At 54.5% G+C, this 26,988-nt stretch carries 24 protein-coding genes and 2 tRNA genes; 12 read left to right on the top strand and 14 right to left on the bottom strand.

Translation table 11 applies throughout. The features are described from left to right. Positions 1-2: 2 nt before the first annotated feature. The 6 genes from OGM59_04370 to OGM59_04345 are packed head-to-tail and all read left to right on the top strand — an operon-like array spanning position 3 to position 4,343. The gene (locus OGM59_04370; protein ID UYI91698.1) at positions 3-731 is read left to right on the top strand and encodes a dihydroorotate dehydrogenase electron transfer subunit; all 729 of its coding nucleotides are present in this window, start codon (positions 3-5) and stop codon (positions 729-731) included. Next, the gene (locus OGM59_04365; protein ID UYI91697.1) at positions 725-1,642 is read left to right on the top strand and encodes a dihydroorotate dehydrogenase; all 918 of its coding nucleotides are present in this window, start codon (positions 725-727) and stop codon (positions 1,640-1,642) included. Before OGM59_04370 ends, OGM59_04365 begins: the two co-directional genes overlap by 7 nt. Then, positions 1,635-2,333 carry an orotidine-5'-phosphate decarboxylase gene (gene pyrF / locus OGM59_04360; GenBank protein UYI91696.1) on the top strand — a complete coding sequence of 233 codons (699 nt, stop codon included), beginning with the start codon at positions 1,635-1,637 and terminating at the stop codon, positions 2,331-2,333. Before OGM59_04365 ends, pyrF begins: the two co-directional genes overlap by 8 nt. Before the next feature lie 11 nt (positions 2,334-2,344). Continuing rightward, on the top strand, positions 2,345-2,986 hold the full coding sequence (pyrE, locus tag OGM59_04355; protein UYI91695.1) for an orotate phosphoribosyltransferase: 642 nt from the start codon (positions 2,345-2,347) through the stop codon (positions 2,984-2,986). 17 nt (positions 2,987-3,003) lie between these two features. Continuing rightward, positions 3,004-3,930, top strand: coding sequence for an aspartate carbamoyltransferase (pyrB, locus tag OGM59_04350; GenBank protein UYI91694.1), 927 nt, complete (start codon positions 3,004-3,006; stop codon positions 3,928-3,930). Further along, positions 3,927-4,343: an aspartate carbamoyltransferase regulatory subunit gene (locus tag OGM59_04345; GenBank protein UYI91693.1), complete on the top strand. Its 417-nt coding sequence runs from the start codon at positions 3,927-3,929 to the stop codon at positions 4,341-4,343. Before pyrB ends, OGM59_04345 begins: the two co-directional genes overlap by 4 nt. 61 nt (positions 4,344-4,404) lie before the next feature. Here the strand turns inward: OGM59_04345 and OGM59_04340 are convergent, their stop codons facing one another. From OGM59_04340 to OGM59_04325, 4 genes are read right to left on the bottom strand one after another with little or no spacing between them, the layout of a single operon-like run. Continuing rightward, complete coding sequence (locus tag OGM59_04340) at positions 4,405-5,040, bottom strand: flavodoxin family protein (protein ID UYI91692.1); 636 nt, start codon at positions 5,038-5,040, stop codon at positions 4,405-4,407. 12 nt (positions 5,041-5,052) lie between these two features. Continuing rightward, complete coding sequence (locus tag OGM59_04335; GenBank protein UYI91691.1) at positions 5,053-6,312, bottom strand: amidohydrolase; 1,260 nt, start codon at positions 6,310-6,312, stop codon at positions 5,053-5,055. Further along, the gene (gene mtnA / locus OGM59_04330; GenBank protein ID UYI91690.1) at positions 6,309-7,292 is read right to left on the bottom strand and encodes an S-methyl-5-thioribose-1-phosphate isomerase; all 984 of its coding nucleotides are present in this window, start codon (positions 7,290-7,292) and stop codon (positions 6,309-6,311) included. The genes OGM59_04335 and mtnA overlap by 4 nt, the downstream gene beginning before the upstream one ends. A 4-nt stretch (positions 7,293-7,296) precedes the next feature. After that, positions 7,297-8,091, bottom strand: coding sequence for a purine-nucleoside phosphorylase (locus tag OGM59_04325; protein UYI91689.1), 795 nt, complete (start codon positions 8,089-8,091; stop codon positions 7,297-7,299). 137 nt (positions 8,092-8,228) lie between these two features. Between OGM59_04325 and OGM59_04320 the strand changes: the two genes are divergently transcribed. Together OGM59_04320 and OGM59_04315 are read left to right on the top strand one after the other, a co-directional pair. Continuing rightward, a complete protein-coding gene (locus tag OGM59_04320; GenBank protein UYI91688.1) occupies positions 8,229-10,070 on the top strand; it encodes a BMP family ABC transporter substrate-binding protein in 1,842 nt (613 codons plus the stop codon). 164 nt (positions 10,071-10,234) lie between these two features. After that, complete coding sequence (locus OGM59_04315) at positions 10,235-11,596, top strand: sodium-dependent transporter (GenBank protein ID UYI91687.1); 1,362 nt, start codon at positions 10,235-10,237, stop codon at positions 11,594-11,596. A gap of 61 nt (positions 11,597-11,657) precedes the next feature. Here OGM59_04315 and carB read toward each other — a convergent pair whose 3' ends face one another. Genes carB through argC form a run of 7 tightly spaced genes read right to left on the bottom strand, consistent with a single transcriptional unit; the run spans position 11,658 to position 21,925 of the window. After that, positions 11,658-15,689: a carbamoyl-phosphate synthase large subunit gene (gene carB / locus OGM59_04310; GenBank protein ID UYI91686.1), complete on the bottom strand. Its 4,032-nt coding sequence runs from the start codon at positions 15,687-15,689 to the stop codon at positions 11,658-11,660. Further along, a complete protein-coding gene (locus tag OGM59_04305; protein UYI91685.1) occupies positions 15,676-16,764 on the bottom strand; it encodes a carbamoyl phosphate synthase small subunit in 1,089 nt (362 codons plus the stop codon). The genes carB and OGM59_04305 overlap by 14 nt, the downstream gene beginning before the upstream one ends. 3 nt (positions 16,765-16,767) lie before the next feature. After that, on the bottom strand, positions 16,768-17,670 hold the full coding sequence (gene argF, locus OGM59_04300; protein ID UYI91684.1) for an ornithine carbamoyltransferase: 903 nt from the start codon (positions 17,668-17,670) through the stop codon (positions 16,768-16,770). Further along, a complete protein-coding gene (locus OGM59_04295) occupies positions 17,667-18,827 on the bottom strand; it encodes an aspartate aminotransferase family protein (protein ID UYI91683.1) in 1,161 nt (386 codons plus the stop codon). Before OGM59_04295 ends, argF begins: the two co-directional genes overlap by 4 nt. Before the next feature lie 12 nt (positions 18,828-18,839). Continuing rightward, on the bottom strand, positions 18,840-19,697 hold the full coding sequence (gene argB, locus OGM59_04290) for an acetylglutamate kinase (protein ID UYI91682.1): 858 nt from the start codon (positions 19,695-19,697) through the stop codon (positions 18,840-18,842). Between the two features lie 35 nt (positions 19,698-19,732). Next, on the bottom strand, positions 19,733-20,980 hold the full coding sequence (gene argJ / locus OGM59_04285; protein UYI91681.1) for a bifunctional glutamate N-acetyltransferase/amino-acid acetyltransferase ArgJ: 1,248 nt from the start codon (positions 20,978-20,980) through the stop codon (positions 19,733-19,735). A gap of 3 nt (positions 20,981-20,983) precedes the next feature. Next, a complete protein-coding gene (gene argC / locus OGM59_04280) occupies positions 20,984-21,925 on the bottom strand; it encodes an N-acetyl-gamma-glutamyl-phosphate reductase (GenBank protein ID UYI91680.1) in 942 nt (313 codons plus the stop codon). Positions 21,926-22,184: 259 nt separating this feature from the next. Between argC and OGM59_04275 the strand changes: the two genes are divergently transcribed. Continuing rightward, complete coding sequence (locus tag OGM59_04275; GenBank protein ID UYI91679.1) at positions 22,185-22,427, top strand: hypothetical protein; 243 nt, start codon at positions 22,185-22,187, stop codon at positions 22,425-22,427. Here the strand turns inward: OGM59_04275 and OGM59_04270 are convergent. After that, a complete protein-coding gene (locus OGM59_04270; GenBank protein UYI91678.1) occupies positions 22,406-23,932 on the bottom strand; it encodes a glycoside hydrolase family 31 protein in 1,527 nt (508 codons plus the stop codon). The genes OGM59_04275 and OGM59_04270 overlap by 22 nt on opposite strands. Before the next feature lie 113 nt (positions 23,933-24,045). On the opposite strand from OGM59_04270, the gene OGM59_04265 reads away from it, so the two are divergent. Both OGM59_04265 and OGM59_04260 read left to right on the top strand, forming a co-directional pair. After that, the gene (locus OGM59_04265) at positions 24,046-24,342 is read left to right on the top strand and encodes a phage holin (GenBank protein UYI91677.1); all 297 of its coding nucleotides are present in this window, start codon (positions 24,046-24,048) and stop codon (positions 24,340-24,342) included. Beyond that, a complete protein-coding gene (locus tag OGM59_04260) occupies positions 24,342-25,259 on the top strand; it encodes a C39 family peptidase (GenBank protein UYI91676.1) in 918 nt (305 codons plus the stop codon). Before OGM59_04265 ends, OGM59_04260 begins: the two co-directional genes overlap by 1 nt. An 88-nt stretch (positions 25,260-25,347) precedes the next feature. Here the strand turns inward: OGM59_04260 and OGM59_04255 are convergent. Continuing rightward, positions 25,348-25,423 (bottom strand) — tRNA-Thr (locus OGM59_04255). 6 nt (positions 25,424-25,429) lie between these two features. Continuing rightward, positions 25,430-25,506: transfer RNA gene (locus OGM59_04250), tRNA-Asp, on the bottom strand. A 148-nt stretch (positions 25,507-25,654) separates the two neighbouring features. On the opposite strand from OGM59_04250, the gene OGM59_04245 reads away from it, so the two are divergent. Then, positions 25,655-26,950, top strand: a complete 1,296-nt coding sequence (locus OGM59_04245; GenBank protein ID UYI91675.1) for a M28 family peptidase — start codon at positions 25,655-25,657, stop codon at positions 26,948-26,950. Positions 26,951-26,988 lie beyond the last annotated feature (38 nt).

The raw sequence follows: 26,988 nt of genomic DNA, 5'->3' as shown, positions 1-26,988 counted from the left end.
GTATGTATAAACAAGGTATTTTTACAATAGAAGAAAATCGACCTCTGACCGCCAGCGTGTACCGTATGGTGCTGGCTGGGGACACCCGGTACATTACGGCGCCGGGCCAGTTTATCAACATTGCCTTGAAGGGCAAGTTCCTGCGCCGCCCCATCTCCGTCTGCGACTATGACAGCCGGACGGTGACCATCATCTATAAAGTTGTGGGGCAGGGGACGGCCCAAATGGCAAAGATGCAGCCGGGGGAGACGCTGGATGTGCTCACCGGCCTGGGCAACGGCTACACGATGGAGCCTGTGCACCACGCGCTGCTTATCGGCGGTGGTGTAGGTGTGCCGCCCCTTTACAATCTGTGCAAGTGCTTGCGGGCTGCCGGGCAGCAGGTGACGGTGATACTGGGCTTTAACACGGCGGACGAAGTGTTCTACGCTGAGGAATTCGCCGCACTGGGTGCGGAAGTGCGGATCACCACCGTGGACGGCAGTGTAGGCACCAAGGGCTTTGTGACGGACGCTTTCCCGGCGGATTATGATTACATTTATACCTGCGGTCCGCTGCCGATGCTGCGGGCGGTATATGACCGCTCTGCCACCTCCGGTCAGTTCTCCTTTGAGGAGCGCATGGGCTGCGGTTTTGGCGCTTGTATGGGCTGCTCCTGCAAGACAAAGTACGGCAACAAACGCATTTGCAAGGACGGACCGGTGCTGGTAAAGGAGGAGATCGTATGGTAGACCTGCGTGTGAATTTGTGCGGGCTGGAGCTGGACAATCCGGTGGTTCCTGCCTCCGGCACCTTCGGCTTCGGCAAGGAATTCAGCGAATTTTATGATATTAACATGTTAGGCTCTTTCTCCTTTAAGGGCACCACAAGGGATGCTCGTTTTGGCAATCCCACCCCCCGCATTGCAGAATGCACCGCCGGCATGATCAATGCCGTTGGTCTGCAAAATCCCGGGGTGCACCATGTGACCCAGCATGAACTGCCGGAGCTGAAAAAAATCTTTCACAAGCCGGTGATCGCCAACGTGAGCGGCTTCTCTGTGGAGGACTATGCCTATACCTGCCAGCTGCTGGACAAAGAGGAGCAGGTTGGGATTTTGGAAGTGAATGTATCCTGCCCCAATGTGCACGGCGGCGGTATGAGCTTTGGCACCGATCCGGCCTGTGCCGCAGAAGTGACCCGGGCGGTAAAGGCAGTGACCACCAAGCCGGTGTTCATTAAGCTGTCGCCCAATGTAACGGATATTGTAGCCATTGCCAAGGCTTGCGAAGAGGCCGGTGCGGATGGTATTTGTCTGATCAACACCCTGCTGGGTATGCGCATTGATCTGAACCGGCGTCGACCGGTGATTGCCAACACCATGGGCGGTTTTAGTGGCCCGGCGGTGTTTCCGGTGGCGGTGCGTATGGTGTACCAGGTGGCCAGTGCCTGCAACATTCCCGTGATGGGCTGCGGCGGCGTTACCAGTGCCCGGGATGTGGTGGAGATGATGATGGCCGGTGCCACGGCGGTACAGGTAGGCGCTGCCAATTTGGTAGACCCCTACGCTTGCAAAAAAATCATTGAGAATCTGCCGAATGTATGCGCAGACCTGGGGATTGATAAATTAAGTGATGTGATAGGAGTGGTAAAAAATGGGTAAAGATGTGATCGTGGCTTGCGATTTTGCAAGCGCAGAGGCAACCTTTGCGTTCCTGGACAAATTCACGGAGGAAAAACCCTTTGTGAAGATCGGTATGGAGCTGTATTACGCAGAGGGTCCGTCCATTGTGCGGGAACTGAAAAAGCGTGGACACAAGATCTTTTTGGATCTGAAGCTGCACGATATTCCCAATACGGTAAAGAAGTCCATGGCAGTGCTGAGCCGACTGGATGTGGATATGACCAATGTGCACGCTGCCGGTACAGTAGAGATGATGGAGGCCGCGCTGGAGGGTCTGACCCGGCCGGACGGCACGCGTCCGCTGCTGATCGCCGTGACCCAGCTGACCTCCACCAGTGAGGAGCGCATGCAAAAAGAACTGCTCATCAACGCTACTATCAACGACACCATTGTGCAGTACGCCAAGAATGCCAAGACCGCCGGTCTGGACGGCGTGGTGTGCTCGCCGCTGGAGGCGGGCATGGTGAAGGACGCCTGCGGCAAGGCCTTTATGACCGTGACCCCCGGCGTACGCTTTGCAGACGGCGACCTGGGCGACCAGGTGCGGGTGACCACCCCTGCCAAGGCAAAGGAGATCGGTTCCGACTACATTGTGGTGGGCCGCCCCATTACCGCTGCCGATGACCCGGTGGCTGCGTACAGACGCTGCTGCCGTGAATTTATAGATTAAGGAGTGTTATTATGACCATTACTAAGGAACAGATTGCAAAAGATTTGCTGTCCATTCGTGCTGTGTTCTTAAAGCCGGACGATCCCTTTACCTGGGCTTCCGGTATCCACAGCCCCATTTACTGCGACAACCGGCTGACTTTGTCCGCTCCTGCGGTACGGAAGGATGTGGAGGCCGGACTGGCTGAGATTGTAAAAGAGAAGTTCCCGGAAGCGGAGATGCTGATGGGCACCTCTACGGCGGGTATTGCCCACGCAGCCATTACCGCTACCATTTTGGACCTGCCCATGGGTTATGTGCGCTCCGGTCATAAGGACCACGGCCGCCAAAACCAAATTGAGGGCAAAATGGAGCCGGGCACGAAGGTCGTGGTGATTGAGGATCTGATCTCCACCGGCGGCTCTGTGCTGGAAGTGGTTGATGTGCTGCGCCAGGCCGGTGCTCAGGTGCTGGGTATTGCCTCCATCTTCACCTACGGTCTGCAAAAGGGCGTGGAGCGCCTGGCTGCTGCCGATGTGGTGAACTACAGCCTGTCTGACTTTGACACCCTGTCCAAGGTGGCTGCCGCCGAGGGTTATATCGCAGACAAGGATATTGCCAAGCTGACCGCGTTCCAGAAGAACCCCCAGGATCCGGCTTGGATGGAACTGTAAGCAAAGGAGTGGTCTTTATGCGCCATTGTTTAGATACAACGGACTTTACGGTAGAAGAGATTGACGATTTGATCCACTTGGCTACGGACATTATCGCCGACCCTAAGAAATACGCCCATGTGTGCGATGGCAAAAAATTGGCAACCCTGTTTTTTGAGCCGTCGACCCGCACCCGCCTGTCTTTTGAAGCGGCGATGATGGAGCTGGGCGGCAATGTGCTGGGCTTTGCAGCGGCCAATTCTTCCTCTGCCTCCAAGGGCGAGACGGTAGGGGACACGGTGAAGATCGTGTCCTGCTATGCGGATATTATCGCTATGCGTCACCCGCTGGAGGGTGCGCCCCGGGTTGCCAGCTTTAAGAGCGATGTGCCCATCATCAACGCCGGGGACGGCGGCCACAGCCACCCCACGCAGACCTTAACGGATTTGCTCACCATTTATCGGGAAAAGGGTCGTTTGGACCACCTGACCATCGGCCTTTGCGGGGATTTAAAATTTGGCCGCACGGTGCATTCCCTCATTAAGGCTATGTGCCGCTATACGGATGTGGAGTTTGTGCTGATTTCCCCCAAGGAGTTGGCAGTGCCGGATTATATCAAAACGGATGTGCTGGACGCCTCCGGTATGAAGTACACAGAGGTGGAGCACATGGAAGATGTGATGCCTCGGCTGGATGTGCTTTATATGACCCGTATTCAGAGAGAGCGCTTCTTTTCGGAAGACGAGTACCTGCGTCATAAGGACGCCTTTGTACTGGACCCGGAGAAGCTGGAAAGCGCAAAAAGCGATCTGACCATCATGCACCCGCTGCCTCGGGTCCATGAGATCACTGTGGATGTGGACGATGATCCGCGAGCCAAGTATTTTGAACAGGCCAAGAACGGCAAATACATGCGTATGGCGCTGATTATGACGCTGCTGAAGTGGGGAGGTGCACTGGAATGACCATTGATTCGATCCAAAACGGCTATGTACTGGACCATATCCCCGCGGGTATGGGTATGCGTATTTATAAGTTGTTGGGGCTGGACAAGACCGACGCCCAGGTGGCGCTGATCCAAAACGCCAAGTCCTCTAAAATGGGCAAAAAAGATGTGCTTAAGATCGCCACGGACAAGTTTGACTTGAACTTGGACGCGGTGGCGTACCTGGCGCCCCATACCACCGTGAATGTGATCTGCGGCGGAAAAGCGGCGGAGAAGCAGGCGCTGCGTCTGCCGGAAAAGCTGGTGAATATGGTGCATTGCCCCAATCCGGCGTGTATCAGCAACCACGAGCAGGTGGATGATGTGTTCACCCTGGTTGACCCGGACAAGGGCACCTACCGCTGCCTGTACTGCGAGACCGCAGCAAAATAAGAATAGACTATATAAAGAGAGCCACCGGCATTGCCGATGGCTCTTTTTTTGTTCTTATAAATCAGTCAATAAAGTTGGTGAGAATGGCTCGCTCCGTTTTGGGTGGCTCCACGCCAGCGGCGGCACCGGCGGCTTTGCATTTTAAGAAGTAGGCCATATTCCGTGCCAGTACCCGCATCACTTGCAGACCCTCCAGGTCTTTCATCACATCTTCCGGGGTAAAGCCGTGAACCATATTCCAGTACCGGGAGGAGATCACCGGCATTTGAGCAATGGTAAAGTACTTGTTCAGTTGGTCCAGGGTGGCGGTGGTGCCTGCCCGGCGGGCGCTGGCTACTGCTGCTGCGGGTTTTAAGTAAAAGGCTCTGCCTTTGCCGCAACCGTCGGAATAGAATACCCGGTCCATAAAGGCGGTCAGATTGCCGGTGGCCGCTGCGTAGTGTACCGGCGAGCCAAAGATGAACCCGTCCGCTGTCTTTGCCTTGGCTGCAAAGGCGTTCACCGGGTCGTCGTTAAAGGCACATTTGCCCAGCTTTACACAGCCGTGGCAGCCGATGCAGCCGCCGATGGGCTTGTTTCCGATCCAAAAGATCTCGCTGTCAATGCCTTCTTCTTGCAGTGTATGGGCGATCTCCGCCAGGGCTGTGTAGGTGCAGCCGTGTTGGTGGGGAGATCCGTTGACCAATAAGACTTTCATCCCTGTGCCTCCTTATCGAATTCGGTCAATGACCGTTTGCGCGTTCTTGTAAATTTCATCTGTATCTGTGTTTAAGAACCGGCCGTTTTCGTAGAGAATTCGTCCGTCTACCATAGTTAGGCGTACATTGGTTTTGGCACCGCTGTACACCAGGTTTTTGGTGATGTTGTTGATGGGCTGCATATTGGGCCGATGCAGGTCGATTACGGTTAGGTCCGCCAGCTTACCGGGGGCGATGCAGTCCGCCTCCGGCAGTCCCATACAAAGGGCGGAGCCTGCGGTGGCTGCTTTTAATATGGCGTTGGCGTCTGCCGCTGCGGCGTTCTTTTCCCGCAGTTTTTGCAGTACGCAGATCAGGTACATTTCCCGGAACATATCCAGTGCGTTGTTGCTGGAGGGACCGTCTGTGCCCACCGCCAGGGGAATGCCCATTTGCAACATTTTTTCCACCGGGGCAATGCCACTGGCCAGCTTGGCGTTGGAGCCGGCATTCAGCACTGCGTAAACGCCGTGTTGTTTGTAAATGTTCAGGTCTTCATTGCTGACCCACACACTGTGAAATGCACCGCCCCCGTAGTTCCACAGCCCCAGCTGCTCAAACAGCGCCGTAGGGGTCATGCCGTAGCGGCCGATGCAGTCCTGTACCTCGCTCTCCGTCTCACTGGCGTGCATATACACCGGCGCCTTGTACTTCTCTGCCAGCGCTGCAATGGCCTCCATAATGGAGCGGTTGGTGGTGTACTCTGCGTGGAACCCCAGCTGGTAGGACACCAGCGGGTGATAATTGTTGTAGGTGTTGTAGTATTCTTCCAGAAGTGCCGGGCTTTCCTTAAAATTATTGACCGCACCGCACATTACCGTGCGGAACCCGGCGTCCACCGCCGCTTTTGCCATGGCTTCCGGAAAGTAGTACATATCAAAGCAGGCGGAAATGCCGCTCTCCAAATATTCCAGGAATGCCAGTCGGGACAGATGATAAATATCCTCTGCGGTTAGCTTGGCTTCCAAGGGAAAGATTTTGTCATACAGCCAGCTTTGTAGGGGCAGATCGTCGCTAAAGGAGCGACCAAATGTCATGGCCGAGTGGGTGTGGGCATTCTTAAAGGCCGGCATCAGCAGATCGCCGTTCAGGTCAATCTCCCGGTCCGCTTTTGCCCCCGGGTTTGCCCCCAGGCACACAATACGGTTGCCGTCTACCCATACCTCTTGGTGCGAAATATTCATTTGGTCCTGTTGCAGTGTCAGTACAGGACCGTTATAGAATCGTATCATACTTCCTCCTGAAACAGGGCGCGCAGGCTCTCGGTGTACGGCGGGCGCAAAATGCCTTTGTCCGTAATAATGGCGGTGATCAGGTCATGGTCCGTAACATCGAAGGCAGGGTTGTAACATTTCGTTTGGGGTAGCGCCGTTGGGCGCTCAAAGTATAGCTCCTTGATCTCGTCCCCGGGGCGCTCCTCGATCTGAATATCTGCGCCGGTGGCACAGTGGGGATCCACTGTGGAGGTAGGCCCAAGCACATAAAAGGGAATACCGTAGTGCTTTGCCAGAATTGCCACCCCGGAAGTGCCGATCTTGTTGGCGGTGTCACCGTTCATGGCCACCCGGTCGCAGCCTACCAGCACCGCTTGGATCCAGCCGTTTTTCATCACCTGGCTGGCCATGTTGTCACAAATCAGGGTCACATCCACGCCGGCTTTTTCCAATTCATAGCTGGTGAGCCGCGCCCCTTGCAGCAGGGGACGGGTTTCGTCGGAGAACACCTTGAAGTTGTAGCCCTTTTCCTTGCCCAGCAGGATCGGTCCCAGTCCGGTGCCGTAGCGGCTTGTGGCCAGCTCGCCGGCGTTGCAGTGGGTCAGCAGACCATCGCCATCCCGGAGCAGGGACAAGCCGTAAGCGCTGATTTTGCGGCACATTTCTATGTCCTCAGCCTGCACCGCCAAGGCTTCTGCCACCGGGTCACCGCCATTTTCCATCACCTTTGCCAGCCGTGCAGTGGCCCAGCTCAGGTTCACAGCCGTGGGGCGGGCGCTGTCTAAGTAGGCTTTGCACGCCGCCGGGTCGTCCTTGCCAAACAATGCCATAGAGAATGCGGAGAAGATACCGATGGCCGGTGCGCCCCGTACTGCCAGCGTTTGTATGGCTTCAAAGGCCGCTTCCTTGCTGCCAATGGGCAGCCACTTTGCTTCATTGGGCAGCAGTCGCTGGTCGAGAATCTCCAGCTTTCCGTCTTGGTATTTCAAGTTTTCCATATTGTCACATCCGTTTCACAGTTTCAAGGATTAGGGATTGGAAATTCTCAGCCACCTTAGCGGCGGTTTCGCCCACCTCCTCGGAGGTTAAGGGACAATCCAGCAGACCGCTGGCCAGGTTGGTAATGCAGCTGATGCCGGCCACGCGCAATCCGCAGTGCCGGGCGGCCTGCGCCTCAATGGCGGTACTCATACCCACGGCGTCCGCACCCAGAGCGGCGCACATTTTGATCTCCGCCGGGGTTTCAAATGCCGGGCCTTGCAGTTGAATATAGACGCCGCTTTTCAGCGGAATATCCAGTGCCTTTGCTGTTTGGCGAAACAGGCGCTGCAAATCCTCGTCATACACATGGCACATATCCGGAAAGCGTACACCCAGCGCAGGGTCGTTCTCACCCCGCAGGGGAGAGGGGACCAAACTGGAAATGTGGTCCGTCAGTAGCATCAGGTCGCCGGCGTGCAGATCACGGCGAATACCGCCGCTGGCGTTGGTCAATAGGACGGTGTGAATGCCCATTTGGCGCATCAGGCGAATGGGCATCACCACCTGCTGGGGCGTATAGCCCTCATACAGGTGCACCCGGCCGTCCATGAGCACCACTTCTTTGTCGCCAATGGTGCCAAAGACAAATCGTCCTTTGTGTCCCGGCGCCGTAGAGACCGGAAAACCGGGTATATCGCTGTAAGGCAGAGCCTCTGCCCCTTCTATTCTGTCTGCAAGGGCACCCAGGCCGCTGCCCAGCACAATGCCGATTTGCGGCTTTCTGTCTCTTAGTACGCTTGCACTCAATGTGTCCATTATTTTCACCTCTCGGAATTTTTATGATTTCATTATAGTGTTTTTTCATCGCCAAATCAACAAAATCTATTGCATTGGCAGAAAGTTTTTGGTATCATTGAGTGGTAGTATTTTATTGTTGGAGGGACAATAGAGCGATGAAGAAGATCCTTTCCGTTTTGTTGTGTGTGACTCTGGTGGCAGTGGGCGTTTTTGCCTTTGCAGGGTGCACAAAAACATCAGATCTAAAGTATGATGTGGCGCTGATCACCGACGGTGGCAGTATCCACGATAAGGCCTATAACCAGTCCGCTTGGGACGGGGTGCAGACCTATGCCAATGAGAATTCCGCCAAGGCCGTCTATTACCAGCCGGCATTAGAGGAGAATCAAGAGCTGACCACCGATGTGGTGGAGCAGTATGTAAAACTGGCTGTGGACAAGGGCGCCAAGTACATTGTGTTGCCCGGCGAGACCTTTGCCGTGATCTGCTACGAGCTGGCCACCATGTATCCGGAGCTGCATTTTGTTTTGCTGGACGCTGTGCCCCATTCTGCCGGAGACAAGTCTGCGCGGCTGCTGCCCAATGTAATGAGCGCCAGCTTTGATGACCTGCAAAGCGGCTATTTGGCCGGCTTTTCTGCCGTGCTTCAGGGGAATACCAAGCTGGGTTACCTGGGCTCGGTGCAGAACGACCATTCCTCCAACTACGGTGCCGGATTTGTACAGGGCGCTGCCGCAGCGGCGGATACCCTGGGCGTACCGGTGCAGTTGGATTATGCGGATTATGACTCTCCGCTGCTAGATTATGACTACTCTGTGACTTTGACTCCGGTGTATAAGCCCATCAAAGAGGCAGACAAAACCTGCCACAAGGTGGTGGTGAAGAACGGCAACGGTAGCGGTACTTACAAAGAGGGCCAGAATGTGACCGTTTCCTGCGATCTGTTTAACGAGCAGGGGGAGAAGTTCGACCACTGGGAGGTTAAGAGCAACACCGAGGGTGTGAAGGACAAGAAAGTCAATGTGTCCAGCAAGAAAAAGACCGAGATTAACCTGATTGTGGAGAAGTGTGACTGTACCCTGACCGCCGTTTATACTAAGGCGGAGGGCAGCGTTGGCAGCGTGGCTGTTCTGAAAGCGGACAAATCCGCTACGGATAAAGTCTATGACAACACGGTCGGTGAAAAGGTGTGGGTCACCGCACCGGCAGCAGCCCAGGGTATGGTCTTTGATCACTGGGAGAGCACCGGCAACGCGGAGAATATTGAGAACGCTAAGGAAAAGTCCACCAATGTAACGGTGGAGGAGAACCCGGTGGTACTGACCCCGGTGTATGTGGCATCTACCGATCCTACATTTGCCGTAACGGTAGAGAACGGAACCGGCAGCGGCTACTATCTGCCCGGCGATACGGTACATATTACCGCTAACGTACCCAAGGACGGTTACTATTTTGACCACTGGACCAACAGCGATAAGGATGGCAATTCCGCCGGTCTGGCGCTGGAAAGTGAGTATTACTATGATACCACCTTTGAGATGGTGGATCGTTATGCCTCCATTGCAGAGAGCATGATTGACAAGGGCGACAAGGCGCTCTTTGCCGGCGGGTGCGATAAGTCCGCTTCTCTCTACACGGCGAAAAATGCTTTTGATCTCAGCGATGTGACTGTGATCGGCTCCGGTTTTAACGAAGAAGGCGCCGCCTATTCTGTGGTGAAGGAATACGGCACTGCAGCGGCTGCTTGCTTAAAGGACTTTAAGGGTGCGTCCATTTACAATGCCGGTTGCGCCAACAAGGCCATTACCTGCAACCTGCCGGACGGTGAGAAAAAGGAGGAGCTGCAAAAGAAGCTGGATGCTGTGTACACCCAGTTGGGCGACGGCACCATTCAGCCGATGGCCGCAGCGCCGGGCGCCGATGTGCGCAAGACTTTTGCCTCGAACTGTCTGACTCTGCACTACTGGATCTTGCAGTCCGTGAAGGTCAGCAAGTGATTTTGGAATAACAAACAAGAAAGAGCCTGCACCCGCCGGTGCAGGCCTTCTTTGTTTACTGGGGAATTGGTAAATCCCACCGGTTCGGAATTGACAAATCCCATCGGAATGAGTATAATTAGAGCATTACTCCGTAAAATAAGAGATATAGATTGGATGGTTTGATGGAAACAAAACAGAATCGAAGTACATTCTCCGGAAAAGTGGGATTTGTACTGGCAGCGGCAGGCTCGGCTGTAGGCTTGGGGAACCTGTGGCGCTTTCCCTATTTGGCAGCTAAGTACGGCGGCGGTATCTTCCTACTGGTGTATATTGTTTTGGCGGTGACCTTTGGCTTTACCCTGATGGTCACGGAGATCGCTATTGGTCGTAAAACTCGGCTTAGTCCTATGGAGGCCTTTGGCTCGCTGAACAAAAAGTGGAGCTGGATGGGCAAGCTGGTGACTTTGGTGCCGGTACTTATTCTGCCTTATTACTGCGTCATTGGCGGTTGGGTTACCAAGTACACCGCCACGATGATCTCCGGTGCAGTTCAGGACGCGGCCGGCGACAACTATTTTTCTACTTTCATTTCCGGTACAGGCGAGCCGCTTTTGTGGTTTTTGCTGTTTATGACCGCTACGGCGGTGATCGTATTTTTAGGCGTAGAAAAGGGAATCGAAAAGTTCAGCCGGGTATTGATGCCGGCGCTGTTGATTTTGACGATTCTGCTGTCTATCTTTGTAGTCACCCGTCCGGGCGCCGGCGCCGGCGTGGCTTATTATTTAAAGCCGGATTTCAGCAAGCTGAGCATGATGACTGTGCTGGCTGCTTTGGGGCAGTTGTTCTTTTCCATGTCCCTGGCTATGGGCATTATGATCACTTATGGTTCTTATTTGCGTAAGCAGGATCACATTGAGCAGTCCGTGCGCCAGATTGAAGTGTTTGATACTTTGGTGGCATTCCTGGCCGGTTTGATGATCGTACCGGCGGTGTTTGTGTATTCGGGAGGGGACGAAAGCGCCTTGGGCAAGGGCCCCAGCCTGATGTTTGTAACCCTGCCTAAGGTGTTTGCCGAGATGAAAATTGGCAGCTTGATCGGCGCCGGGTTCTTTATTCTGGTGCTGTTTGCGGCGCTGACCAGCTCCGTATCCGTGATGGAGGCCATTGTGTCCGGTTTGGACGATCGCTACCACTGGGGCCGCAAAAAGGCTACGGTGATCTGTTATATATATGCCGTGGCATTGGGCATTTGCTGCTCCTTGGGCTTTGGCAAGTGGTCCTCCTTTACGATTTTCGGTTTCTCCATTTTGGATTTCCTGGACTTTGTGTCTAACAGTCTGTTGATGCCTGTTGTGGGTATGCTCACCTGCATTATGGTTGGCTTTGTGCTGAAGCCCCAGCTGATCGTCAACGAAATTGAGCTGAACGGTCCCTTTAAGATGAAGAAGTTTTATTCCGCGATGGTTAAGTGGATCGCACCGCCTTGCCTGCTGGCCATTCTCATCAGTTCTATTTTAGATACGCTGGGTATCGTCAAACTGTAATAAAACATAATTTAAGCGCGTACAGAAATCTGTACGCGCTTTTTGCTGCCTTTCTTAGGCTTTAATATTCGATCTCTCCCTTATAGACGGTGTTGCAGTCGCCGGTAAGGGTAATACGGTCGTCGGTGTAGTTTACCAGCAGGTCGCCGCCACGCACCTTTACGGTAACATCAACGCCTTTTTTGCAGTAGTCGTTCTCCACCGCAGCTACAACGGCTGCGCAGGCGCCGGTGCCGCAGGCCGGGGTCTCGCCGTTGCCGCGCTCCCAAACCCGCATTTTAATGGTGCTCTCATTAACGACTCGCACAAATTCCGTGTTTACCCGTTCCGGGAATAGGGGACTGTTTTCAAATTGCGGACCGATCTGTTGTAAGTCCAGCTTGTCCACATTGTCTACAAATACCACGCAGTGGGGGTTACCGGTAGCCACGCAGGTGATGTTATATTCCTTGTTGCCGATGGTTACCGGATGACAGATGATTTTGTCGCCAGGCAGGTCAACCGGGATCTTGGCCGGGTTCAACTCTGCCTTGCCCATATCTACCGTTACAGAAGATACCTTGCCGTTGCGGGTAAACAGTTGCAGGTGCCGCACGCCGGAGGCGGTGGCAATGGTCATCTCGGTTTTAGGCACCATGCCGTTATCGTACAGGTACTTGCCCACGCAGCGAATGGAGTTGCCGGCCATACGGCCCTCGCTGCCGTCCATATTGAAAATGCGCATTCTGGCGTCGGCAATCACGCTCTTTTCAATCAGTACAATACCGTCTCCGCCGATGCCCTTGTGCCGGTCGGAGAATTCAATGGACAGACTCTCCGGACAGGTGATGATGCCGCACTGGTTGTTGAAGAAAATGTAGTCGTCGCCGCTGCCCTGCATTTTGGTGAATTTCAGCAGGCCCTTTTCGCTGCGCATGTGGTTGATGTCCACCAGCTCGGTGTTCATTTGATTGTAGCGAGAGGCGATAATATCTGCCAAGGCGTTGGCGGTGTCCAGGCTGGTCAGGGTGGCAATGCCCAGCTGATTGGCCCGGTTGTGCAGTTTAATATAGTCTGCAATGGACTTCTTATCGCTTTTGCCGGTGTAGACAATGTAGTCCAATTTGCCGCTCTCTACCAAGTCCATAATGGAGTTGTCCTGGCGCAGCTTGTTGACCACATGCACCTCAATACCCAGAGAGCGAATAGCCGCCGCCGTCTCCGGTGTTGCCCATAGCTCTGCGCCCAGGTCGTCCAGCTTTTTCGCCAGACCCACGATCTCAAACCGGTCTTGCTTGGTTACGGTGATGAGTACCCCGTGGCGACCCTGCTTTTGGCTTTCTACCTTATACCCGGCAGATACAAGCCCCTTAAACAGCGCTTCGTTCAAGTTTTTGCCTACGCCCAGCACCTCACCGGTGGATTTCATCTCCGGCCCTAACTGGGAGTTTACATCATTGAGTTTTTCAAAGCTGAATACCGGCACTTTTACCGCAAAGTACGGCGGCGTGCGATACAGCCCGGTGCCGTAGCCCAGGTCTTGCAGCTTTTCGCCTACCATAATTTTTGTTGCCAGTTCAACCATGGGCACGCCGGTGACTTTACTGATATAGGGAATGGTGCGGGAGGCTCTGGGGTTCACCTCGATTACATACAACTCGTTGCGATAAATCAGGTACTGAATGTTAACCAGTCCCTTGGTGCCCAGGGACAGCGCCAGCTTTTCGCTTACATCGCAGATCTTGTGGAGCATCACATCGTTCAGGTTGTAAGGGGGGTACACGGCAATGGAGTCGCCGGAGTGTACACCGGCCCGTTCAACATGCTCCATAATGCCGGGGATCAGCACATCTTTGCCATCGCTGATGCAGTCCACTTCCAACTCTGTGCCCATCATATACTTGTCTACCAGCACCGGGTTTTCGATCCCTTGTGCCAGAATCAGCTCCATATAGCGGCGCACATCATCATCCGTGTAGGCGATGGTCATATTTTGCCCGCCGATCACATAGCTGGGGCGCAGCAGCACCGGATAGCCCAGTTCGTTGGCTGCTACCAGTGCTTGGGGCATGGTCATCACGCTGGTGCCTTTGGGACGGAAAATGCCGAATTTTTCCAGCAATGCGTCAAACCGTTCCCGGTCCTCGGCAATGTCGATGGACTCGGCGCTGGTGCCCAAAATCGTAATACCTTTTTCGTCCAGGAATTTGGTTAGCTTAATGGCGGTTTGGCCGCCAAAGGCCACCACCACCCCAATGGGCTTTTCCACCTGAATGACTTGCATCACATCTTCCGGGCACAGCGGCTCAAAGTACAGCCGATCGCCGGTGTCAAAGTCAGTGGATACCGTCTCCGGATTGTTGTTAATAAGAATGACTTCATAGCCCAGTTCTTTCAGCGTCCACACACAGTGCACGGAGCTGTAATCAAACTCAATGCCTTGCCCAATGCGGATGGGGCCGGAGCCAAGTACAATGATCTTTTGCTTGCCGCTTTGGGGCAGGCTGCGGGCCTCGCAGTGGGCGTCATAGGTGGAATAGAAGTAGGGCGTCTCTGCAGCGAATTCCGCACCGCAGGTGTCTACCATTTTATAGACGCAGTCCTGATGATAGGGAATGGAGCCGCCGCTGATGCGCGCCAGGGCTTCATCGGTATAGCCGTAGTGCTTGCCCTGCATATACTGCTCCCGGGATAGGGGCAGCCCGGTGATTTCTTTTTCATAATCCGCCAGGTTTTTCAGCTTAGCCAGGAACCACTCGTCGATCATGGTGATTTGGTGAATTTCATCTACACTCACGCCCTTTTTCAGCGCAGCGAATACGGAGAACAGCCGCAGATCGTCCTGGTCGTGCAGCTTCTCGTGTATATCCAGTCCGTCCAGAGCCTTGTTATTCAGTGTGTCCAGCCCGATTTCTGCGCCGCGCACTGCCTTCATAATGGCGGCCTCAAAACAGGGTGCAATGCTCATCACTTCGCCGGTGGCTTTCATTTGGGTGCCCAGCTTGCGGGAGGCGTTGACGAACTTGTCAAAGGGCCACTTGGGTACCTTGACTACCACATAATCCAGGGTCGGCTCAAAGCAGGCACAGGTTTTGCCGGTTACATCGTTTTTAATCTCGTCCAGGGTATAACCCAAAGCGATCTTGGTGGTCACCTTGGCAATGGGATAGCCGGTAGCTTTGGACGCCAGGGCGGAGGAACGGCTGACCCGGGGATTGACCTCAATCACGCTGTACTCCATGCTCTCCGGGTTCAGGGCAAACTGACAGTTGCAGCCGCCCTCAATGCCCAGCTCGGTGATAATATCCAGAGATGCGGAACGGAGCATTTGGTACTCCTTGTCCGCCAGGGTCACAGCCGGGGCAATGACGATGGAGTCACCGGTGTGAACGCCCACCGGGTCAAAGTTCTCCATAGAGCACACGGCAATCACATTGCCGGCGCTGTCCCGCATCACTTCAAATTCAATTTCTTTCCAACCGGCAATGTACCGCTCCACCAGCACCTGGGTAATGGGGGAGAGCATCAGGCCGTTTTTGGCAATTACATCCAGCTGCTGCTCGTTATAAGCCACGCCACCGCCGGCACCGCCAAGGGTAAAGGCCGGACGAATAATCACCGGGTAGCCAATCTCTGCGGCAATCTGCCGTGCGTGCTCCGGGGTGGTGGCAATGTCGCTGGGGACCACAGGCTGGCCCAGCTTCATCATGGTGTCGCGGAACAGCTGCCGGTCCTCGGCTTTGTCAATGGCTTGGGCAGTTGTGCCCAGCAGGGTCACGCCCATTTTGTCCAAATAGCCGTCCTTTGCCAGCTGCATACTGATGGTCAGACCGGTTTGGCCGCCCAGACCGCCTAAGATGGAGTCCGGGTGCTCTTTTTCAATAATGCGCTTCACGGTCTCTTCCGTCAGCGGCTCTAAATAAATATGGTCCGCCAGCGCTTTGTCCGTCATAATGGTGGCCGGGTTGGAATTGACCAACACCACTTCCAGTCCGGCGTCTTTCAGCACCCGGCAGGCCTGGGCGCCGGCATAGTCGAACTCTGCCGCTTGGCCGATAACGATGGGGCCGGAGCCGATCACCAGTACCTTTTTGATATTCTTATTCAGCGGCATGGCTCTCGCCTCCCATCATCTGTAAAAATCGGTCAAACAAAAAGCGGGTGTCGTGGGGCCCGCTGCACGCCTCCGGATGGAACTGTACCGTAAAGGCGTTCTGGGCAGGGTAGTCGATCCCTTCGCAGGTGCCGTCGTTGGCGTTCACCCAGCGCAGGGTGCCGCCGCTGGCCTCAATGGTATCGTTCACCACCGCGTAGCCGTGGTTTTGACTGGAGATATAGGTGCGCCCGGTTTGCAGGTCTTTTACCGGTTGGTTCACGCCACGGTGACCGTATTTCAGCTTTTCCGTCTTGCAACCCATAGCCAGCGCCAGCAGTTGGTGCCCCAGGCAAATGCCAAAAATAGGCGCTTTGCCGATGAGCTTTTTCAGCTGAGCAATGGCAGCGGTGTTCCCTGCCGGATCTCCGGGACCGTTAGACAGCATAATGCCGTCCGGGTGCAGCGCTAAGATGTCCTCCGCCTTGGTGTCGTAGGGCATGACCGCCACATTGCAGCCTCGCTTGTTCAGCTCTCTTGCAATGTTGGCCTTGGCGCCGTAGTCCAGCAGCACCACATTGTGCTTGTGTTCGTCGGCAGACAGCAGTTGAGGCTTGGGAGCAGACACGCTTTTGACTGCGTCTGCGACCGCATAGTCCCGTACTTTGTTATAGTCCACCACACGGGGATCGTCACAGATCACGGCGTTCATTACACCGCTTTCCCGAATGGTCTTTGTGATCTCTCTGGTATCTACGCCGTAGACGCCGATAATGCCTTGGGATTTTAAGAAATCGTCCAGGGTTTCCCGGCAGCGGAAGTTGGAGGGTGCCTCGCAATACTCACGCACGATATAGGCGCTTACATAGCTTTTGGGGCTCTCCATATCTTCCGGGATAAAGCCGTAGTTACCGATGAGGGGAAAGGTTTGCAGCACGATCTGGCCGTAATAGCTGGGGTCCGTCAGGGTCTCGATATAACCGCCCATACCGGTGGTAAATACCAGTTCCCCCTGAATTTCGCCTCCGGCACCGAAACGATAGCCCTCAAAGGTTTGTCCGTTCTCCAGACAGAGATATACTTTCTGTTTCTTCATAGTTTAACCTAACAGCTTCACAAGCACGGCCTTTTGGGCGTGCAGGCGGTTTTCTGCCTCGTCAAAGATCTCATTGGCGTGGGCTTCAAACACTTTGGCGGTAATTTCTTCCTCTCGGTGTGCGGGCAGGCAGTGGAGCACCATAGCGTCCGGTTTGGCGGCGGCCATTACTTCGTCGTTGATCTGGTAGTTCTTAAAGATCTTTTCCCGCTCTGCTTTTTCTTCTTCCTGACCCATAGAGGCCCACACATCCGTGTAGACCACATCTGCGTCTTTGGCGCAGGCCAAAATATCATCGCTGCAAGTGAAGGTGCCGTTCTCCTTGGCCCAGGCCATGATCTGGGCGTCCGGTTGGTAGTCCTTGGGGCAGGCGATGGCGCACTCCATACCCATGGAGATGGCGCCTACGATTAGGGAGTTTGCCATATTGTTGCCGTCGCCGATAAAGCAGAATTTCAGCCCGTCAAAGCTCTTCTTATACTCGCGAATGGTCATCAGATCCGCCAGCACCTGGCAGGGGTGGCAGTAATCGGTCAGGCCGTTGATGATGGGAATGGAGCCGTACTCTGCCAGATCCTCCACCTCTTTTTGCGCAAAGGTGCGGATCATAATGCCGTCCAGATAGCGAGAGAGTACCCGAGCCGTGTCCTGTACCGGCTCGCCGCGGCCGATCTGCAAATCTCGGTTGGAAAGGAACAGTGCCTGGCCGCCCAACTGGTACATACCGGTCTCAAAGCTGACCCGGGTGCGGGTAGAGCTTTTTTGAAAGATCATACCCAGGGTCTTTCCCTTTAAGTGGTGGTGTTCAATGCCATGCTGGTTCTCATATTTCAGCTGGTCTGCCAAGTTGAGAATGTCCAGAATATCGCCTTTGTCCAGGTCCGCCAGTTTCAGTAAATGTTTCATGCTTCAAGCACTCCTTTCAGTATCTCCAGTCCCTCGTCCAGCTCCGCATCGCTGATGTTCAGCGCCGGCAGCAGACGAAGCTTTGTTTTTGCCGTTAAGATCAGCAGGCCGTTTGCCAGGCAAGCCTTGGCCACTTCTCCTGCGGGTTTGTCCGTTTCGATCCCCAGCATCAGCCCCATACCGCTGATGCTCTGGACGCCTTTCACTTTTGCCAGCGCCGTGCGGATCTTCTCGCTCTTGCGCTGTACTTCGCTTAGGAAGTCGTCGTCGATCCGCTCCACAATGGAGCAGGCACCGGCAGCCACCACCGGGTTGCCGCCAAAGGTAGAGCCGTGGGAGCCGGGGGTCATGGTGTCTTGCAGCTTTTCCCCAAACAGCACGGCGCCGATGGGAAGTCCGCCGCCCAGGCCTTTAGCCGTGGTTACAATGTCCGGCGTAATGCCGTATTGCTGGTAGGCAAAGTAAGTGCCGGTGCGCCCGTTGCCGGTCTGCACTTCATCTACCGCGATCAGAATGTCTTTTTCCTTTGCCAGCTTGGCAATGGCGTTTACGAATGACGGGTTCAGATTGTTCACGCCGCCTTCGCCCTGTACGCATTCAAACAGCACAGCGCACACATCGTCCGTGGCTGCCGCTTGCAGTGCCTCTATATCATTGGCCGGGCAATATTTGAACCCGGGTGTAAAGGGGTCAAACACCGTGTGAAAGCTGTCTTGCCCTGTGGCCGCCAGGGTGGTAATGGTGCGGCCGTGGAATGAGTTGACAAGGGTAATGATGGTGCTGCGCCCGGCGCCGTATTTGTCAAAGCTATACTTGCGGGCAAATTTGATGGCACCCTCGTTAGCCTCTGCCCCGGAGTTGCCGAAGAACACCTTTTTCATCCCGCTCTTTTCACACAGCAGCTGCGCCAGCTTGGCGCAGGGGGCGGTGTAGTAGAGATTGGAGGTGTGCTGCACCCGGTGCAGCTGTTCTTCCACAGCTTTGGTCCAGACCGGATCGTTGATGCCAAAGGCAGTTACCCCGATGCCGGATCCGAAGTCGATGTATTTTTTGCCGTCCTCGTCGTAGAGGGTAGAGCCTTGACCTTTCGTCAGCGCCACATCAAAGCGCCCGTAGGCGTGGGCTACATATTGATTATCCAGTTCTTTTGTGTTCATGGGTCTTCCTCTTTATCTGCTGCGGAACATGGTGCCCATACCTTCATCGGTAAGCAGCTCCATCAAGATGGAGTGGGGCACGCGGCCGTCGATTATAAATGCTTTTTTGACCCCGCGGCGCAGGGCCTCGGTCATGGAGTCGATCTTGGGGATCATGCCGCCGCCGATAATGCCGTCGGCAATCAGCGCCGGGGTGTCGCTGATATAGACTCTGTGTATCAGCGAGCTTTCGTCGTCTTTATCTCGCAACAGACCCACTACATCGGTCATGGAGATCAGTGCCTCTGCCTGCAAAGCCCCGGCCACTGCGGCAGCCACCGTGTCTGCATTGATGTTGTAGCAGTTGCCGTCTTCATCGTAGCCGATGGTGGAGATCACCGGGATGAAGTTCTTGGAAATGGCTTCTTCCACCACTTCCATATTGATGTCTGTGATCTCACCCACATAGCCATGGACGTCGTCTGCCGGCCTGCACTTTAGCATATTGCCGTCCAGCCCGCACAGGCCGATGGCATGGCCGCCCAGGTTGCCGATTTGGCACACCAGGCTTTTGTTCACCTTACCGGCCAGTACCATTTGCACCACTTCTGCCGTCTCTTTATCGGTAACCCGCAGACCGTCCACAAACTTGGAGTCCATGTGCATACGCTTCAGGGTCTTGTTGATCTCCGGACCGCCACCGTGCACCAGCACCACATGGATACCGATGGTGGACAGTAGTACCAGATCGTTCATGACGGTTTCTTTCAGTTCTTCATTGATCATGGCGTTGCCGCCGTATTTTACAACAATGACTTTCTTGCGGTACATCTGAATGTACGGCAAGGCTCTTGCCAGAATCTCCGCTTTTTGGTGATTTGCAATTTCCATTCTCTCACTCCGTTCGCTTATATTTCTTAGTAAAATCAGGTGCGGTAGTCGCCGTTGATTTTTACATAGTCGTAGGTCAGGTCGCAGCCCCAGGCGGTGGCTTTCTCGTCCCCCTGGTTCAGATCCACTAAAATATAGATCTCGTCCTCTGCCAGTACCTTGGCGGCCTCTTCCTCAGAGAAGTCCACACCGGCGCCGTTTTGGCACACGGTGACCGTACCGGCTGTGGATTTTAAGGCCACATCCACCTTGTCAATGTCGAATTCCGCCGGGGCGTAACCGATGGCGCACAGCACCCGACCCCAGTTGGCATCCTCGCCGAACATGGCACATTTGAACAGGGTAGAGCCGATCACTTCCTTGGCAACGATAATGGCGGTGTCCTTGGTGGGCGCGCCGGAGCACACGCATTCCAGCAGCTTGCTGGCGCCCTCGCCGTCCTTGGCCAGCATACGGGTCAGGTTGGCCATCACATCATAAAGGGCAGCCTTAAAGGTGTCCAGTGCCGGGCCGGGTGCGGTGATTTCCCCGTTGCCCGCCAGACCGGAGGCCATGATTTCTACCATATCGTTGGTGGAGGTATCGCCGTCAATGGACAGGCAATTGTAGGTGACTTTTACGATCTCACTTAGCGCCTGTTGCAGCATTTTTGCGCTGATGGCGCAGTCGGTGCTGATAAAGTTCAGGGTAGTGGCCATATTGGGGTGGATCATGCCGGAGCCTTTGGCCATACCGCCCAGGCGGCAGGTTTTGCCGTCCAGCTGGAACTCTACTGCATACTCTTTCTTCACTGTATCGGTGGTCATAATAGCGGTAGCCGCTTCTTCGTTTTTACCATAATCCAGTTCTTTCACCAGCGTAGGCACGGCAGTAATAATCGGCTCAATGGGCAGCACCTGGCCGATGACACCGGTGGAAGCCACCAGCACCTGTTCAGCAGGCAGACCCATTTCGTCTGCCACCAGCTGGCACATTTTGGCTGCTTTTTCTACGCCGTCTGCGTTGCAGGTGTTGGCGTTTTTTGAGTTGGCAATGATGGCTTTGGCCTTGTTACCGCTTTTTGCCAAGTGGTCTTTAGTTACAAGTATTGGTGCACCCTTCACTTTGTTTTGGGTATATACCGCAGCGGTGTTGCACAGCACATCACAGGCCACCAGGCAAATATCGTTTTTATGTACATAGTCCGGGTTTGGGTTTTCTACTGCCGGCTTTTTAATGCCGCAGTAGGTGCCGCTGGCTTTAAACCCTTTTGCGGCACAAATGCCGCCGTCAATCATGGTCATACTTTATTCTCCTATCGTCAGCCCGGTGACTTCATCCAGCCCCAGGGCAATGTTCATACACTGAATGGCAGCGCCGGATGCGCCCTTGCCCAGGTTATCGAACCGAGCAGTGAGTAGCAGCCTTTCGTCGTTGCCGTTGATCTCAATTTCCATGTCATCCCGACCGGCCATATTGTTGGCGCCGATCATACTTTCGCTGTAACCCAGGGGGCGTACCTTGACCACTCGGCTGTCGCCGTAGTGCTCTGCGTAGAACGCCTGCATATCTGCCGGGGTCATTCGCTTTTTCAGTAGGTTGGCAAACAGCGGCACGGATACGGTCATCCCGCAGGGATAGTCACAAATATGGGGGGCAAAAATGGGCGTGCGCGCCAAGTGGCTGATGGCGCCCATTTCTTTTAAGTGCTTGTGCTGCTGGGTCAGCGCGTACTGCCGGGGACTGTCCAGTTCAGGATCCCGATCTGCCGCTTCATATTGGGCAATGCCTTTGTTCCCTGCGCCGCTGTAACCGCTCATGGCGTAGCACACAATGGGATAGTCGGCGGGCAAAATGCCGCCGGACACCAGGGGATAGACCAAAGCGTTAAACCCGCTGGCGTAGCAGCCGGGCACCGCAATACGGTTGGAGCTTACGATCTTCTCTCGAAAGGCGGGTGCCAGCTCCGGAAAGCCGTAGGCCCAGTCCGGCAGGGTGCGGTGGGCAGTGGAGGTGTCAATCAACTTCACCTTAGGGTTGGTAACCAGTGCTGCCGCTTCAATGGCTGCCGGGTCCGGGAGACAGAGAAAGGTAATGTCCGAATCGTTTATGCACTTGGCTCGCTCTGCCGGGTCCTTTCGCTTGTCCTCGTCAATTTGAATCAGCTCCAGCTCCGGTCGGTTCTGGAACCGGGAAAAAATCTTCAGTCCGGTGGTGCCGGCTTTACCGTCAATGAATATTCTTGTCATTTTTATACAGTCCGTCCTTTTTTTAACTTCTATTTATTATACACGCATAGAAGACAATGTCAATAGAACGACGGAAAAAATATCATAAATATGCAAAAATAAGAATAAATATACATTATGTATTCAATTCCATAGACAAGGTGCTCTATAATCAAAAAAATATGGCCCTTTTTGGGGCCAATGGCTTGACAAATTACAGATTTTCTCTATTCTGTTAAACTGTCTTAGAGTGTGTAATTTTAGGCAAAGGAGGGTGAATATGCAAAAGGAAGTGATGGTGGCGCTGATCTCCTTGGCAGGTACCATTGCCGGCTCTTTTGGAGGCGTGCTCGCGTCGTCCAAACTGACGACCTATCGGTTGCGGCTGCTGGAAAATAAGGTGGACAAGCACAACCGCTTTGCAGAGCGGCTGCCGGTGGTGGAGGAAAAAATAAAGGTCCTCAACCATCGGGTGGAGGACCTGGAGCACGCCGAGGCGGCTCAATCTATGCGTTCAAAGTAAAGCAGGGTGTCTACCGGGCAGGGGAGGGTGACCGTTTCGTTTGAATAGATCTTGTCGCCCAGTCGCCATTTGCCGGTGGGTATGCGCACCTTGCGTCTGCGTTGCCCCTTTTTCAGTACCGGCGCCACTAAGATTCGGTCGCCCAGCAGGTATTGGTCGGTAATGCCGCCGTAGCCGCAGTGAGGATAGGCGTATTCCATGGCCCGCACCATGGGCGCTCCGGTTTGGCTGGCCGCTTTGGCACAGGCGATGATATAGTCGCCGTATTTGGCATGCAGGGCGCTCATTTCTCGGCAAATGCGACGGGTCTCTGGATTGCCCAGATCCCAAATGTTCAGGCTGTACTGCATCATGGGCATCAGCGCAGAGGCCTCGCAATAACGGGCAAACAACTCGTGATCCAACTTTTCTGCCGGGCCGCGAAAGTCAGTGATCTGCCCGCCGCCGATCATATCCGGGCAGCTGTAAGGATAACCGGACAGCCCCTGAATGAGCACATTGGGCAGCAGTGCGCCCAGTCCCAGGAAGTTCCAGCGGTGGCTTTTATCCGCCAGTCGCTGGGCAACGCCCATGCCGCCGCATTGGAAGCAGGCCCGTAGTTCATTAAAACGATAGTGCCGGGCAGACAACGCCCACAGCTTACTTTGACCGTTGGCGTCTACGCCCCCGTAGGTGCGGTCATCGTCCCGGTAATACATGGCGTCACCGGCGTCCTGCTTAAATCCGTCAATGCCCAGTTTATCGGTCAAATACCGGGTGCAGGCAAAGAACCAGTCCTGCGCAGCCGGGTTGGAGAAATCCAGCAGATAGTCGGCGCCGTTCCACCATTTCCGCTTGGCCGGTCGTCCGTTCTTGTCCAGCACCAGCAGGTTTTCGTCCTTCAGCTTTTGAAAGTCTGCTGCCTGATCGCTGACAAAGGGTGCGATCCACAAAATAACCTTGAAGCCTAAGGAGTGCAGTTCGTCTGTCATTTTTTTGGCGTCTGCGAATTTTGCCGGGTCAAAGCGCCAGTCTCCAAAGGCACGCTGCCAGCCGTCGTCAATGATCAGCTCACCGGCAGGCATACCGCAGTCCAGAATAGACTTGGCATAGTCCACAATGCCCTGTTGGGTCTGGTTGTGTTCAAACTGGATCCAGGTGCAATACTGGGGAATGCGGAACATTAACGCATCCGGGTAGGTGCCGTCCGGCGGCATAAAGTGATCCACCGCATAGTGATAAGCGCCGCGCAGGGTGTGGTCGTCTGCCTGGTACAGGCCGATCTTGGCTTTGCGGCCGGTGCAGGTGATGCGGCCGAAAATGAAGCGGGTCTGAAACCCGGCCTCCGACCATATAACCCGCCCCTTGTTGCTGACAAAGAGTGTGTTTGCCTGGCCGTATGAGCGCACCACCGTGGTGTCTACCAGCATCACTTTCTTGGCGTTGACCGGCATTAGGTAGCCGTAGTTGGTGTGGCCGCCGTACCAATATTCACCGGGCAGCATGGTCAGTTGCAGCTTGTGCATTGAATAAAATCCCCCAAAATATCGATTTTCCATAGCATACCATTCCGGCAGGGTTCTGTCAAATTCTGCCGGTGTGCATAGGATAAAATAAGAACTTGATCGGAGTGATAGAAATGAAAGTGACGAATATGACTGCCGGTACGCTTGTGCGTACCGTAATGCTGGTGGTGGCTCTGCTGAATTTGGTGCTGACCAGCTTTGGTAAAAACCCGCTGCCGTTCTCAGATGAACAGATCTATACCGGCCTGTCCGCTTTAGTAACGGTGGCAGCCGCCTTGGCTGCCTGGTGGAAGAACAACAGCTTTACCTGCTGTGCCCGCCAGGCTGATGAGGTGCTGCGGGTGTTGCAACGAGAGGGCGCCACAGAGGACGAGAGCGTGGCGGAGACCCTGGAACAGGAGGGTGACTGATGTCTGCACTTTATTATTGCCGGCAGACGACCACTGCCTGCAAGGGCATACCGTACCCCAGTAAGACCCATCCTTATCGGTACGGCACCTCCGGCTGCGTTTATACCAGCGGTTGTGGGGTGTGTGCTTCCTTAATGGCGCTGCGCAATTCCACCACTCGAGTGTTCAATACCCGGCAGTGGACCCATCGCTGCTTGGGTATGGGTGCCCGGGCGGCGGAAGGCACGGATATGGCCGTGGTGGCCCGGTATATGAAAGAAAAATACGGTCTGGACTACGCCATCACCACAGATATGGACCGGCTGGTGGCACATCTGAAACAGGGCTATAAGGCGATTATCAATGTAAGCGGCGGAGGCAAAATGCTCTTTTCCAACAGCGGGCACTATGTGCTGGCCGCAGGCATCGACAAAAACGGCAATTTAATTATTTTGGACCCGTATTGGTATGACGGCAAGTTCACTTTGACTGCCGCACGCCGCAAATACACGCGGGTGAAAAACGGCAGAGAGGTGTATGTTCGCCCGGCTGACTTGAAAGGCGATGTGCTTTCCCTGTGGTTGTTTACCCCAAAGCGCGATGTGCGCCTGGCGTATTCCACACAGGATATACATTACCGCAAGTCTGCGCCCACGGCACCCACCGTAAAACCCGGCACATATCATTTGACAGCTGTGCGGGGAATCTACAAGGGCGCAGGCGCTGCCAGTGGGCGAAAAACCGTGGGAAAATTGACGGAGAACGGCAAGGCCCACGCTACCGCGTCTAATCCTAAAGCAGACGCATATCTGAAGAAAGGTACCGCCGTTACCCTGACGGATATTCGTTTGCTGTCCACCGGCAATTTGTGGGGGCATTGCCCCTCCGGCTGGCTTTGTATTTGGGAGAAGCAGGGAAATAAGACTTTCATCAAGTAGGCACAAAGAAAAAGGTGTGCGCAGTTGCGCACACCTTTTTTGTTTTAGGCAAAAAAAGACGCTCAACGCAAATGCGTTGAACGCTTTTTGGAGCTGATAACCGGATTCGAACCGGTGACCTCGTCCTTACCAAGGACGTGCTCTGCCACCTGAGCCATATCAGCATATATTGGCGACCCGGAACGGGTTCGAACCGTCGACCTCCAGCGTGACAGGCTGGCGTTCTAACCAACTGAACTACCGGGCCAATTGGCTGTGTTGCGAGTTGTATTATAACCGCTACGAACGCACTTGTCAAGCACTTTTTGCAATTTTTTGAAAATATGGTGCTTTTGTTGAATCTTGATACCCTATGTAGTATAATAGAAACAGGTTCTGACTTGGAGGAACAAAGTATGCGATTGACTTCCGGTGCCTCGGACGGCACGAGAAATTATATAGTAGACGGTATTCGCTATGTGTGCGCCAATTTTAAGGAGCGGGCACCCGGTACCCATAGTGAGCGCAAAGCACAGTCTTTTCTGGCCGGTGAGCTGGAGCAGTGGGCGGACGATGTGCAGGTAGAGAATTTTGATGTGCACCCCCACGCCTTTATGGGTTGGATCCCGGCGGCCGGTGTGGTGGCTATGCTCTCCGTTCTGTTTTACTGGCTCACTTTTCGCGGCGCGGTGCACGGTGCTGCGCTGGCGGTGATTGCGCTGTTGCTTACCGTTTTGGCGGTAATTTGTTTGGTGGGGGAGTTTTTGCTGTATCGTGAATGCATTGATCCGCTGTTTCCAAAGAAAACCTCCCGCAATGTAATGGCGGTGCGCAAGCCCAGCGGAGAAGTCCGGCGGCGGATCATTTTTGGCGGACATACGGACGCAGCCAATGAGTGGACTTATTCTCTACACGGCGGGCTAAAGAGTCTGGCGCTGGTGATGGCAGGGTCTATCGGTGGGCTTCTGTTTGTGACTGTTTTTAACATGATTTGGCTTTGCAATGCCATTTTCGGCAGCGGTTACACCTCGGCCTTTTGGCTGGTGATGGGGGTGCTGGAGTTGGTGTTGGTGCCGTTTTTTGTTGCCATTCTCTTTTTTATTAACTGGCGTGTGGTGGTTGACGGTGCGAACGACAATTTAAGTGCGGATTTTATTGCTATGGGTGTTCTGCGAGAGATGGCGGAGCAAGATGTTCGATTTGAGCACACGGAGGTGTGTGCGCTGCTCACCGGCTCGGAAGAGGCAGGACTGCGGGGAGCCCTGGCCTATGCCAAGCGGCACAAGAGGGAGCTTCAGCAGGTGGAAACGGTATTTATCGCCATGGACACCATGCGAGAGATTGAACAGCTGCAGATCTACACCAGCGGCTGTACCGGTACCCAAAAGAATTCCAACGCCGTAGGCGAGCTGATTTATGAGGCCGGGGAGAACTGCGGTATTGAAATGCGAGAGACCGACTTATATCCCGGCGCCATTGACGCTGAGGGCTTTAGCCGCTATGGGTTGGAGGCTGCCGGCTTTTGCGGGGTGAACCACGACCCGCGCACATACTACCACACCCGGCTGGACACGCCGGATAATATCAGTGAGGCTTGTATCAATCTGTCACTGGATATTTGCCTGGAGGCCGCCGGTCTGTATGACCGCTCCGGCGGGCTGGACGCCTTCCGTGAGGAGGGCAAAAAACGCTTTAAGCGCGGCCACAATTAAGTCATTTTGCAGAGTGCCTGCCGTACCGGCACCGCTGC

It is taken from the genome of Oscillospiraceae bacterium (assembly GCA_025757685.1).
Classification (GTDB): Bacteria; Bacillota; Clostridia; order Oscillospirales; family Acutalibacteraceae; genus CAG-217.
Note: the sequence above shows the minus strand (reverse complement) of the source record. Positions and strands in the feature narration are given on the sequence as shown.